This window comes from Lentzea sp. NBC_00516 (assembly GCF_036346835.1).
Classification (GTDB): Bacteria; Actinomycetota; Actinomycetes; order Mycobacteriales; family Pseudonocardiaceae; genus Lentzea; species Lentzea sokolovensis.
The window spans coordinates 623,639-637,248 of record NZ_CP107840.1; the positions used below are offsets into that span (position 1 = coordinate 623,639).

General features: G+C 69.5%; 3 protein-coding genes. All 3 read right to left on the minus strand.

The annotated features are described in order from the left end of the window. Positions 1-38: 38 nt before the first annotated feature. Genes OG205_RS02935 through OG205_RS02945 form a run of 3 tightly spaced genes read right to left on the minus strand, consistent with a single transcriptional unit; the run spans position 39 to position 13,589 of the window. Positions 39-992 (minus strand): alpha/beta hydrolase-fold protein, encoded by a 954-nt coding sequence (locus tag OG205_RS02935; RefSeq protein WP_330274667.1) that lies wholly within the window; start codon positions 990-992, stop codon positions 39-41. Beyond that, positions 989-2,680: an ABC transporter ATP-binding protein gene (locus tag OG205_RS02940; protein WP_330274668.1), complete on the minus strand. Its 1,692-nt coding sequence runs from the start codon at positions 2,678-2,680 to the stop codon at positions 989-991. Before OG205_RS02940 ends, OG205_RS02935 begins: the two co-directional genes overlap by 4 nt. After that, on the minus strand, positions 2,667-13,589 hold the full coding sequence (locus OG205_RS02945) for an amino acid adenylation domain-containing protein (RefSeq protein ID WP_330274669.1): 10,923 nt from the start codon (positions 13,587-13,589) through the stop codon (positions 2,667-2,669). The genes OG205_RS02940 and OG205_RS02945 overlap by 14 nt, the downstream gene beginning before the upstream one ends. Positions 13,590-13,610 lie beyond the last annotated feature (21 nt).

The window sequence follows — 13,610 nt, forward strand, 5'->3', positions numbered from 1 at the left end:
CGGACGATCAACGGCGGCGCAACCGCTTGTCCTGGAACCTAACTCAGCAACCAGGCGACGTCGCGCACCAGCGCGTGCCGCCAGCCTGCCCGGTCGTGCCCGGCGGGGGACCGGTTCACCCGTACCGTCACGCCCGCCTGCGCCGCAAGCTCTTCGACGGCTTCGCAGTGCCGGTGCATCCTCGGCTCGTGCTCGCCGACGTCGAACGCGACGCGCAGCCCGGACAGATCCGGCAGAGCCCCAAGGCGTTCCGCCGTGTCACCGCCGGCCGGGCCGTCGAGCGAAAGGCCGTGTTCGGGCAGGTCACGCGCCCACCAGAACGACCCGGACTGGCAGGCCACCTTCGACACCACGTCCGGGAAGTCCAGCGCGGCACGGAACGCGCTGAGCCCGCCCAGACTCTGACCCGCGACCACGAACCGCGACAGGTCCACGGTCACGCCGTTCTCCGCGAGCAACGGCAGCAGCTCGTCCCGGATCGCCTGCCACAGCGCGGAAGAGCCGTACTCGGCACCACGATCACGAGGCGTGGGAAGGAAAACCAGCGTGGCGGGCGGCATCTCGCCGTTCTTCACCGCCGACTCGAACGCGGCCACGGCCGGGTGCACGTACATCCAGTCGTCGCCGTCGAGCAGCAGCACGACCGGCTCGCCACCCTGGTGCACGCGAACTGTCTTGCGCCCCAACGAACCGTTCCACCGGACGCGCAGCGACGGCACGTCCAGCACCTCGTCCGGGCCGACGACCGGCCAGTGCGGCTGCGGTTCCAGACCGGGAGTCGCGAAGATCGACCGGTTCGGGCCCGCGCCGGACGGGTTCGACGGATCGGCGTGTTCGTCCCCGTCGAAGAAGTGGTACGTCACGCGCAGCCGGGGCGGCATCTCGACCTCGGCGGACCAGAGGTCGTCCTTCTCGTGCGTCAGCTCGACCGGGTCCAGCACGCTCTCGAACCGCACCGAGGCAGGGCCTCCACGCCACTCGAACCTCGTCATCGGGCCACCGCCAGCTGGTAGGAGGAGTCACGGCCGAGCAGTTCGCGGTGCGTGCCCTCGGACGTCACCACGCCGCCGTCGAGCACGATCACCCGGTCAGCGACGTCGAGCAACGCCGGGCTGCTGGTGATCACGATCGTCGTGCGGCCGCGGCGCAACTCGGTCAGGTTGCGGGCGATGAGCTGCTCGGTCACCGCGTCGACGGCCGTGGTCGGGTCGTGCAGCACCAGGATCTCCGGGTTCGCGGCCAGCGCACGGGCCAGCGACAACCGTTGCCGTTGCCCGCCGGACAGGTTCGCGCCCCGGTCGCGCACGGCGTAGTCGAGGCCGTCGGAGTGCAGAGCCACGACGTCGGTCAGCATCGCGGCGGACACCGCCTCGTCCACCACCGTGCTGGAGCCGGCCGGATCCACGTTCTCCCGCAACGTTCCCGCGAACACCTCGTGGTGCGACGGGTTGACCAGCAGGTGGGTGCGCACGCTCTCGATCGTCAGCGACGCGACCTCCTGCTTGCCCACCCGCACCACGCCTTCGTAGGAAGCCGGTGGCACGTCGACGGACAACACCGACGCCAGTTCGGCCGCGGCCTGCGGCTGGTAGGCCGCGATCGCCACGAACTCGCCGGGATGCACGGAGAACGTCAAGTCCCGCAACGTTCCGTGCGTGACGCCCGAGACTTCGAGCCCGCTTTCCGGACCGGGCTCTTCCACACCAGGGGTCATCAGCGCGGGCGCGGCGAGGATCAACGCCATCCGTTCGGCAGAGGCCCGCGCGATCATCACGTACTTGGGCATCTCCGAGAACAGCTTCAGCGGTTCGATCAGGAACTGCGCCAGGCCGACCGCCATCACGAGCTGACCGATGGTGATCTCGCCCTGGAACGTCAGCAGGCCCGCCCACAACGTGACCGCCGCCGCCAGCAACGAGTTCAGCGCCAGCGCCAGCCCGGCGTAGACACCGTTCACGCGGGCCACGACGATCGACTGCTTCTTGGCCTCGGTGCTGACCCGGCGGTAGGCCTGGAAAGCCGCGTAGCTGCCGCCGAACCCGTGCAGCGGTCGCAGCCCGGCGATCAGGTCGGACACCTTCGCCCCCGCCCGCGCGACCTTCGCCTGCTGCACCTGGGTGTTCGTGCCGATCCGCCGCGACATCACGCTGAGCACGCTCAGGATCGCCGCCGTGCCGACGAACACCAGCACGCCCAGAGGCACGCTGATCACCGCCAGCACGACACCGGTGATCACCACCGACACCAGCGAGCTGATCAGCAGCGGCACCACCTCGATGATGTCCGAGGTCTGGTCGGCGTCCTCGGTGGCGATGGTGAGGACCTCGCCGGACTTCAGGTCGACCTCGCGCGCCACCGGCTGCAGGCCGCGGTCGGCGACCTCGACGCGCCACCGGTGCGCCTCGGTCGTGTTCGCCTTCTGCAGGATGCGCATGCCGAACCGCCACGAGTACGACACCGTGGCCATCACGAGGCCGAGCGCGAGCAGCGCCAGCCCGAGCGAGCTGAGCTGCCCGCCGCGCAGCGCGTACTCGACGATCACGCCGAGCAGGATCGGCACGGCGGTCTCGGCGGCCTGGTAGGACCCCATCAGCAGGGTCCCTGCCGTCATGGCGCCTCGGTTGCGGCGCAGGGCGACCCGGAGGATCTCCTTGCCCGTGCGGACTTCAGTGTTCGTCAACGTGCCGCGCAATCGCTTCGGGGGTGGAGAGGGACAGCAGGTCGCGGATGGTGACCACGGGGCCAAACTCGCGGCGGAGCAGTCCGATGAGCCGCACCGCGAGCATCGAGTGCCCGCCCAGGTCGGTGAAGCCGCTCGTCATGCCCACCTCGTCCTCGTCGAGATCGAGTGCCTCCGCGAACATCTCGCGGACGACGATCTCGGTCTCGGACAGTTCGCGTTCCTCGACCTTGGTCATCAGGGTGCCGAGCGGACGGGCCTGCGGCAATGCTGAGGTGTCCGCTTTGCCGTTGACAGTGAGCGGGATCGCGTCCACCGAGGCGTAGTGCGAAGGTCGCAGGTAGTCCGGCAGGCCGGCGCCGACCTCCGCCGCGATCGACGGGATGTCCGCGCCGTCGGTGAGAACGAGGTAGGCCGCGAGCCGGTACGCGCCGTCGACCTGCGGGTCGGCCTGCGCGACGGCCGCGACGAACCGGACGCCGTCGTGGGCGGCGAACCGCGCCTCGACCTCGCCCAGCTCCACGCGGTGCCCGCGGATCTTGACCTGCTTGTCCGTGCGGCCCAGGTAGAGCAGGTTGCCGTCCGGGCGCCGGATGACCAGGTCACCGGTCCGGTACATCCGCTCACCGGGCACCCACGGGCAGGCCACGAACCGTTCGGAGGACTGCCTCGGCTGCCCGAGGTAGCCCCGCGCGATGCCCACGCCAGACACGTAGAGCTCGCCCGCGACACCGTCCGGCACGTGCCGCAGCCACGGGTCCAGGACGTAGACATCGGTGTTGTCGATCGCCACGCCGACCACCGGGTCGACGCAGTCGAACGTGCCGATGCCCAGCGTGTTGATCGTGTACTCCGTTGGCCCGTAAAGGTTGTAGCCGATCGTGCCGGGAGTGTCCGCGAGCTGCTGCCACAGCGTCGGCGTGACGGCCTCACCGCCCAGCAGCACCAGCGCGGGCTTGTGCTCGGCCGCGAGCAGGCCTTCCGCCACCAACTGCTGCGCGTAGGTCGGCGTCACGTTGATGACGTCGATCTCGTGCCGCAGGCAGTACTCGACCAGCCCGGTGGCGTCGCGGCGCAGTTCCTCGTCGCAGATGTGCACCTCGTGGCCGTCGGCGAGCCAGAGCAGCTCCTCCCACGACATGTCGAAGGCGAACGACACGGTGTGCGCGATCCGGAACGTCCGGTGCCCGTGCTCGGCCAGCACCGGCTCGAAGATCCTGCGCTGGTGGTTGACCAGCATGTTCGTCAGGCCCGCGTACTCGGTCACGACGCCCTTGGGTTTGCCCGTCGAACCCGAGGTGTAGATCGTGTAGGCCGCGTGCTTGAGCCGGTTCGGGTCGTTGGGCGTGAACGTGGTCACCGGTTCGGCGTCCGGCCACGGCTCGTCCAGCTTGAAGGTGCCGTCCTGGATCCTCGGAGCCACCGCGCTGGTCGTGATGATCAGCGACGGTTGCGCGTCCTCGATGATCGCGGCGATCCGCTCGTCCGGGTGGTCCAGCTCCAGCGGCACGTACGCCGCGCCGCAGCGCAGGATTCCGAACAGCGCGACGACCCAGTCCAGCGACCGCGGCACCGCGATGGCGACCGACGTCTCGACGCCGATTCCCTTCCCTGCCAGCACTCCGGCCAGGTGACGGCTGCGGTCCCTGAGTTCCGCGAACGTCATCGTCTTGCCGTGCGCGACGAGGGCGGTCCTGTCAGGACTGCGGTCGGCGGCCTGATCGAACAGGTCGACCACGGTCAGGTTACCGAAGTCGTTGGCGGGATTGAGTTCCGGCTCCGGTCCCGTGCCGCGGATCGTGCCCAGCGGGCCTTCGGTGGTGGCGAGGTCGGTGAGGATCCGCAGGTAGTCGTCGAACAGCCGCTCGGCCAGTTCGGGTGCGGTGACCTCCGGCCGGTACTCCAGCTTGACCGTGAGCTGCCGGCCCGGCGTCACCACCCAGGTGAACGGGTAGTGCGTCGAGTCCTCCGACTCGTGGTCGACGATCCCGTTGCGCGCGTTGAGCTCGTCGAACGTGCTGTCGTCCAGGAAGTTCTGCAGCACGAACAGGTTGTCGAACAGCTGGTCGTACCCGCTCGCCCGCTGGATCTCGCCGAGCCCCAAGTGCTCGTGCTCCATGGCGTCGACCCGAGAGGCCTGCACGTTCGCGAGGAACTGGGCCGCGGTGTCCTGGGGCTTGGCCGACACCCGCATCGGCACGGTGTTGAGCAGCACGCCGACGATGTTCTCGGTGCCCTCCTCCTCGCGCCCGGAGACGGTGACGCCGAAGACCGCGTCGCCCCGGCCGGTCTCGCTGCCGAGCATCAGCCCCAGCGCGCCGGTGACGACCGAGTTGAGCGTGATGCCGTGCCTGCCGGCCGCCTCCCTGATCCGGCCGGAGTCCTCTTCGGACAGCGTGCGCACGATCTTCGTCGGCAGAGTGTCCGAAGTGGACCCGTCGCCGAGCAGTGTCGGACCGGGCAGCTCCGCCAGGCACCGGGCCCAGAACCGTTCCGCCGCCTGCTGGTCCTTGGCGGCCAGTGCCCGGCAGTAGCTCTCGAAGCTCGGCGTGGCGGGCGTGGAGTCGACCGGCTCACCGGCGAGGAGTGCCTGGTACGCGCCGAACAGGTCGCGCAGCACGATCTCGCGCGACCAGCCGTCCCACAGCAGCAGGTGGTAGCTGAACAGCAACGCGTCCCGGCCGTCCGGCAACCGCAGCACGGTGAGCCGCACCAGTGGGGGCCGTTCGAGGTCGAAGCCCGTGCCGCGGTCCTCGATCCGCAGCGCGTCCACCGCGTCCTGGTTGAGCACGTCGACCGTGCGGACCTCGAGCTCACCGCCGGACGTGAGGACCTGGACCGGCGTGCCGTCCTCGTCCGCGAAGCCCGCGCCGACGACGGGGTGCTTGGCGATGACGTGCGCCATCGCCTTGCCGAGCTTGCCGGCGTCGAGGCGGCGGTCGAACGTGAAGTAGCTCTGCGCCACGTAATGCCCGGCGGCGCTCAGTGCGGCCTGGAAGTACAGACCGCGCTGCAACGGCGACACCGGCGCGGTGCGGGTCGCGGTGACCGAGGTGTCCGCGATGCGTTCCAGCGCGAGCAGCCAGCGTGCCGCGATCTCGTCCGACACGTCCTCGCTGAGCGCGAACGTCGCCCGCAGGCTGCCGGTGCCCGTGTCGACCCAGCAGTTGACCTCGACGGCGTACGGGCTCGGCTGCGATCCCATGTCGAGGCTCAGCGCCTGCGACTCGCTGCCCCGGCCCAGGTAGTTGAACAGCACCTGCGGCCTCGGCAGCGAGGCCAGCACGGGCGAGGTCTGCGGGTTCAGGTACCGCAGCAGGCCGTACCCGACGTGCTGTTCCTCGTCCGGCTGACGCTCTACGAGCTCGCGTGCGGCGTCGACGGGGTTGGTGTGCGCGCTGAGCTTCACGGGCGCGATAGAGGTGAACCAGCCGACCGTGCGCGTGTAGTCGTGGTGCTCCAGCACCGGGACACGGCCGTGGCGCTCCAGTTCGACCACGAGGTCCGTGGGCGTGCCCTGGATCTCGGTCAGCGCCGTGCGCAGAGCGCCTGCCAGCAGTTCGGTCAGGCCGATGCCGAGCGCGGTCGGTGCGGTGTGCACGACGCGGTCGGTGATGTCAGCGGACAGGGTGACCGTGACCTCGCGCTGGTCGCCGATCTGCGGGGTGAGGGACGGGGTGTCGAGCACCTCGATCCAGTGGCGCAGGCCGGTGCCGGACTGGGCCTGGAGGGTGAGGGCGCGGGTGTAGGCGCTGAACGGGGTGGTGGCGGGTGCGAGGGTTTCGCCTCGCAGGGACGCGTTGATGTCGTCGAGCAGGATCAGCCACGAGACCGCGTCCACGGCCAGGTGGTGCACTACGACGACGAGGGTCTGGCTGGGTTCGAGCCAGGTGAAGGCGGCCATGACGCCGGCTTCGGGGGCGAGGCGGCGGGCGGCCTCGTTGGCGGCGGCTTGAGGGTCGTTGCCGTTCTTCGGGAGGACGACCGGAATCTCAAGATCACCAGGACTGTCAGACCCGGTTGAGATGATTGGAGTGGGGACCCGATCCCCCCAGGGGGTCTGCGAATCGGAATCGATTCCGGAGGCTTGTGTCCCGTACGCGGTCCCGGAGGACTGTGCTCCATCCGCAATTCCGAACGACCACACCCCGTCCGTGACGGTCAGTCGCATCCGCAGGGCGGCGTGAGCCTTCACCACGGCGTCGGCGGCCCGTTGCGCGTCAGCCAGGCTCGCGCACTCGACCTGCCGAGCCTGGGCGAACAGGTTCAGCTCCCCACCCAGTTCCCGCTGCCGCAGCACGATCGGCGTCGGCACCACCGGCCCGTCCTGCTCGTCAACCACGACCGGTGCGGCGGCCGGAGCCACCGCGAACTTCGCAGCCAGCGCCCGCGGGGTCTTGTGCAGGAACAGGTCCCGAGGAGCGATCCGCACTCCCAAAGCCCGAGCCCGGTTCACCACCCCGATCGCGATGATGCTGTCGCCACCGGCCACGAAGAAGTCCGTGTCCGCGTCCACCACAGCCCCAGGCAGCACATCCGCGAAAATGCCGACCAGCGACTCCAACGCTGGCGAGCCAGCGACGACCGGCGCGTCCTCAGAAGAACGAGCCCGCTCTTCCAGGGCCTTGCGGTCCAACTTGCCGTTGACCGTCAAAGGCAAGGCGTCCAGCGAGAGAATCCGCTGCGGCACCATGTGCACCGGCAGCCTCGACCCGAGCACACCCGGCAAATCCGCAGCCGGCATGCCCACGACGTGCGCGATCAGGTGGTCCGCGGTGTCCGCGACCGTCACAGCCACGTCGACGACGCCGGGCACCGAGCGAACAGCCGACTCGACCTCGCCCAGCTCGATCCGGAAACCCTTGAGCTGCACCTGGTTGTCGGCCCGGCCCACGAACTCCAGCGAGCCGTCCAACGCACGCCGGGCCAGGTCGCCCGAGTTGTACATCCGCGAACCGTCGCCGGCGAACGGGTCCGCCACGAACCGGCCGCAGGTCAGATCCGGCCGGTTGTGATAGCCCAGAGCGAGCTGCGAACCCGCCACGTAGATCGCGCCGACCTGCCCAGGAGCGACCGGCCGCAACGACGAGTCCAGAAGATACGTGCGTAAGCCGGGGATCGGGCCGCCGATCGGGCTGACCTCACGCCCGGACGCGAAGTCCAGGTCGTCGAGCACCCGATGCGTCACGTGGACCGTGGTCTCGGTGATGCCGTACATGTTGACCAGCTCGGGACGCGAAGTGCCGTAGCGCTCGACCCAGCCGCGCAACCGCGACAGCTCCAACGCCTCGCCGCCGAAGATCACCCGGCGCAGCGCAGGAAGCGGTGAGCTCAGCCGGTCCGCCTCGATGAACTGGTAGAACGCCGACGGCGTCTGGTTCAGCACGGTGACGCCACGCGAACGAACCAAAGCGTGGAAGTCGACCGGCGAACGGGTCAGGCCGTGGTCGGGGACGAGCAGTTCGCCGCCGTGGAGCAGGGCGCCCCACAGCTCCCAGACCGCGAAGTCGAACGAGTACGAGTGGAACTGCGTCCACACGTCGTCCGGCCCGAAGTTCATGTCCGGCTGGGTGTTCGCCAGCAGTGACACCACGCTGGCGTGCGACACGACGACGCCCTTGGGCCTGCCCGTGGAGCCGGACGTGTAGATCACGTAGGCCGGGGTGCGCCAGTCGAACGACGGAAGCTGCGCATCACCAGCGACTTCCTCGCCGTACACCAGCACCCGTGCCGACACGCCGGCCGCGGCGAGCAGACGCTCGAAGCGTTCGCGGTGCTCGGCCTCGACCAGCACGACCTGCGGTGCGGAATCGGCGAGAACGTGCCGAAGCCGCTCGTCGGGGTAGGCGAGGTCCAACGGCACGTACGCGCCGCCCGCCGACACGATGCCGACCAGCGCGACGACCTGCTGCAACGAACGCCCGATCGCGACCGCGACCCGTTGGCGCGGACCAACCCCCGCGTTCACCAACGAGCGAGCGAGCCGGGTCTTGGCGTCGGCCAGCATCCCGTACGACAGGCTCTCGGCACTACCGTCGAGGTGGCACATCGTCACAGCCCGCGCGGACGGGTCACGCAAAGCCGTGGCATCGAACAGCTCCGCCAACGTCACAGGCTCAACGGAGGCCGCGGCACGCGCAGACGAGAGCGAGACCGCAGGGATGTTCTCCCCGTGCAGCAACGAGTTCAGCGTGTCCGAGAACGCCTGCAAGATCGTGCGGGCACCTTCCACGCGCACGACCGTCGTGTCGTAGATGAGGTTGAACCGCAGCGCGCCGTCGAGAGAACGCTCGACCACCAGCGTCAACGGGTAGTGCGGCGCGCCCTCGTTCACGACCTCGGCGATCTTGAACGGACCCTCCAGCGCCGTCACGTCCGTGGCGACGTCGAAGACCACGAGCGTGTCGAACGCCGAACCGTGCGGAGCCTGCCGCCCGATCCGGGTCAGCGACACGTGCTGGTGCGGCAACACGGCGGTCTGGTGCGCCCGCACCGAATCCAGCAATGAACGCGCAGAAGAACCAGACCAGCCGACGCGCACGGGAATCGTGTTGATGAACAGGCCGACCATCTCGTCGATGCCCGGCACGTCGGCGTCACGACCGGACACCGTCGACCCGAACACGACGTCCTGGCTGCCCAGGATGCCGCCCAGCGTCACGCCCCACGCGCTGTGCACGGCGACGCTCAGCGACACACCTGCCGCACGCGCCGCAGCGTCCAGGTCCGGAGCCGCGTCGATCACCACGTCCTCGAACAGCTCCGACGGCGTGTGCCCCTCCGCCACGAACGAAGGCGCCGCCAGCCCGGCGAGCTCGGAGGACCAGACCCGGTCGCTCTCCGAGGCATCGGCGTTCACCAGCCAGCGCACGTAGTCGGCGTAGCTGCCGCGTGGGTGCACCGAACCCGGCGTGGAGTACTCGGCCAGCAGCGCGCGCAGCATCGGCGGCACCGACCAGCCGTCCGCGATGATGTGGTGCACGGTCTGCACCAGCACGAACCGTTGCGGTGCCACCCGGATCAGCGTGAAGCGCATCAGCGGGCCGCGCGCGAGGTCGAACCCGGCGACGCGGTCCCGTTCGGCGTACTCCTGGATCTCCTCGCCGGTCATGCCCTGACCGTCCACAGTGGAGAACTCCGGCCGGACACCGGACTCCAGCACCGAGACGACCCGGCCGTCGTCGAGACCGACGAACCGGGCGGCGAGGTTCGGGAACAGCTCCAGCACGCGGGCAGCGGCCGCCTCGAGCTTGCGGGCGTCCACCGGGCCGGTCAGCGTCAGCAGCTGCTGCTCGACGTACCGGTGCGCCGACTCGTCGTCGAACACGGAGTGGAAGTAGAGACCCTCCTGCAACGGTGTCAACGGCAGGATGTCGCGCAACACCGCGGAATCCAGCGAGTCCACATCGGACTGGGTGAGCGGCAGCAGGTCGAAGTCGCTGGGGGAGTGGCCGCCCTGCGTCAACGCGGCGAGCCCCTCCAGCGCGGCCACGAAGTACGAGCCGATCCGTGCGGTGTCTTCGTCGCTGAACACCCCGGACGGCCACGAGATCACCGTGACCAGCTCCAGGTCGCCGTCCGCGCCGGGCTCGGCCGAGGCGTTGAACTCCAGCGCCCGCGGGAGTCGCATCGCCGGGTCGCGCTTCTCGCCGAGCTGACCGGCGTTCTCCGCGAGCTGCCAGTCACCGGACGTGCCACCGGAGAACCGGCCGAGGTAGTTGAACAGCACCTGCGGCCGGGACGCGTCGAACTCCGCACGCCCCAGGTACTTCAACGCGCCGTACGAGACACCGTTGCTCGGCACCCGAGCGAGGTCTTCCTTGACCCGCTTCAACGCCGAGCCCAGATCATCGGCGGAACCCGGATCCACCGTCACCGGGAACAGCGTCGTGAACCAGCCGACCGTCCGCGACAGATCGGGGTCGAGCGGCACGAACCGGCTCTCACGGCCGTGGCCTTCCAGCTCGATGTGCGCGAACGTCTGGTCCTGCCCGTTGTCCCGGCGCCACCGGGCCAGCGCGACCGCGAGACCGGTCAGCAGCACGTCGTTGACCTTGGCGTGGAACAACGCCGGCACCTCGCCCAGCAACGCGGCGGTGACAGCGGAACCCACTGTGACCGTGCGAACCTGTTCGCCCGCAACGACATCGGCCTCGGTCAGCTCACGTCGCCCGAGAAGCTGGTCCACACCCGGCAGTGGACGCTCGTAGTACGAACGATCGCCCTCGAACCCGGTCTTCTCCAGCAACTGGGTCCAGCGCCGGAACGACGTGCCGACCGGTCGGAGTTCCACAGCCACACCAGAAGAAACCTGCTGCCAGGCCAAAGCGAGATCATCGAGCAGGATGCGCCACGAGACACCGTCGATCACCACGTGATGGATCACGATCACGAGCTGCCGTGCCCCGGGCCGCCACACCGCGCGCAGCATGATGCCCGCGTCCGGGTTCAGTCCCTCGGTCGCCGCCGCGACGCACTCCTCCAGCGGCGCATCACTCTGCTCCCACAACGCGGTGCCGTCCGCGGGAATGTCGAACGACCACCGCTCACCCCGAACGAGCTTGGCACGCACCATGTCGTGCCGTGCGACCACCGCGTCGAGGATCTGGGTCAGCGCGTCGGCGGTCAAGGACGCCGGAGTGTTGAGCACGACCGACTGCACGAACCCGTCGATCGCGTCCGTCGTCTCCCCGAGCCACTGCACGATCGGCAACCCGGCGACCGGACCCGTCGGAACGTCGTCGTGGTCGACCGCCGAAGCGCCGTTCCGCGACGCGACCGCGGCCAGAGCGCGCGGCGTGCGGTTCACGAAGATCTGGGTGGCGGTGACGAACACGCCCTCCGCCCGCAACGCGCTGAGCAGCGAGATCGCCAGGATGCTGTCGCCGCCCAGTTCGAAGAAGTCCTGGTCGGCGCCGACCTGCTCGACCCGCAGCACCGACGCGACGGCGGCACAGATCACGGCCTCGTCGTCGGTGGCCGCGGCCGTCACCGGCCCGGTCTCCACCACGGGCTCCGGCAGGGCGCGCCGGTCGAGCTTTCCGTTGGCGGTCAACGGGAACTCGCTCATCACCACGATGTGCGTGGGAACCATGTACTCGACGAGGTTCTCGACCGCCCACTGCTTCACCGCGTCCGAGGTCAGGCCCGAGTCGGACGGCACGACGTACCCGACGAGGTAGTTGCCTCCCGCCGAGTTCTTCCTGACCACGACACAGGTGTGGCGCACCCGCGGGTGCTCGGCCAGCGCGACCTCGACGTCCTCCAGCTCCAGCCGCATGCCGCGGATCTTGACCTGGTTGTCGACGCGGCCGAGGAAGTCGAGCGACCCGTCCGGCGCGAACCGCGCCAGGTCACCGGTTCGGTAGAGCCGCGAACCGTCGGTGGCGAACGGGTTCGCCACGAACCGCGACGCCGTCAGGACGGGAGCGTTCACATACCCGCGCCCCAGCAGGAATCCGCCGATGTACAGCTCGCCGCCGACGCCCACCGGGCACGGCCGCAGCTCGTCGTCCAGCACGTACAGGTCGGTGTTCGGGTTCGCCCTGCCGATCGACGTCGACAGCCGCTCGGCCTCGCCGCGGTAGATCACGTGCGAGACGCCGATCGTGGCCTCGGCCGGGCCGTACCCGTGGTACATCGGGATGTCGAGCCGCGTGCGGAACCGGTCGTACAGCTCGGGAGTCAGCACCTCGCCGCCGCACCACACGTGCCGCAGGCTGGCCAGTTCGCCGTCGCCCGCGATGTTCAGCAGCACGTCCAGCATCGAGGACACCAGGTACACGAACGTCACGCGGTGCCGGTCGATGGTCCCCAGCAGGTGGTGCGGGTCGCGTTCGCCGCCGGACCGCACGACGACGGTCCGTCCACCGCACACCAGCGGCAGGAAGATCTCGTTGATGGAGATGTCGAACGACAGCGGCGCCTTGAACAGCGACGCGTCGGAGTGTCCGAAGTGGAGGATCTGGTCGACCTGCCACAGCAGGCGTTCGCTGATCGCCTCGTGCCGGATCATCGCGCCCTTGGGGCGGCCGGTCGAGCCGGACGTGAACATCACGTACGCGAGCTGCGCGCCGCGGATGGTGACATCGGTGGGATCGCCGGAGTAGTCCGAGAAGCCCCAAGAGGAGAGGTCGACCTCGACGGCCGCGGGCTCACCTTCCTGGCCACTGCCCAGAAGTAGGACGACCTGCGCGTCGGTGATCACGGACTCGCGCCGCGACGCCGGCCACTGCGGGTCGAGCGGCACGAACGCGGCCCCGGCCTGCAGCACGGCGAGCAGGCTGATCACCATCTCGGCCGAGCGGTCGAGCGAGATGCCGACGACCTGCTCGGCGCTGAGACCGCGTTCGCTCAGGTGGCGGGCGAGCTGGTTGGACCGGGACAGCGCCTCGCCGTAGGTGAACGCGCGGTCACCGTCGTTGATCGCGACGGCGTCCGGGCGTTGCCGGGCCTGCTCGCGGAACAGCTCCACGATGCTCGGCCGGTCGCGCGGGAACTCGTTGTCGTTCCAGCGGGCCAGGTCCGCGAGTCGTTCCTCGACGGTCTGGGAGGTCAGCGTGCCGATGGTGCGGTTGGGGAACTCGGCCAGGTCGTCCAGCGCGCGCTGGGCCTCGGCCAGGTCGACGCCGTCCGGAACGGGAACGGCCCAGCCGTCCGGCCGTTCGACGACGTCCCAGGCCTGGCCCTTGTCGGCCCACACGAGCAGGTCGCTGAACAGCGTCGCGGGCGTGAGCTCGAACCCGTCGACACCGAAACCGGGGGTGGCCCAGTGGTTCAGTGCGACGGCACTCGCGACGGCGATGGTCCGCTGCGGGTACTCACCGGCACGGCGCCGAACGGAGGCGATCCGGGCGGTCGAAAGAAGTACGTCACGGTCGGCCATCTGTTCCATCGACGACTCAGCCATCCCTTCACAATCGGTGAAGGT

What these genes read in the sequence shown, in the direction of transcription:
- OG205_RS02935 (WP_330274667.1), bottom strand. Translation starts at nt 992, where the DNA reads ATGACGAGGTTCGAGTGGCGTGGAGGCCCTGCCTCGGTGCGGTTCGAG.
- OG205_RS02945 (WP_330274669.1), bottom strand. Translation starts at nt 13,589, where the DNA reads ATGGCTGAGTCGTCGATGGAACAGATGGCCGACCGTGACGTACTTCTT.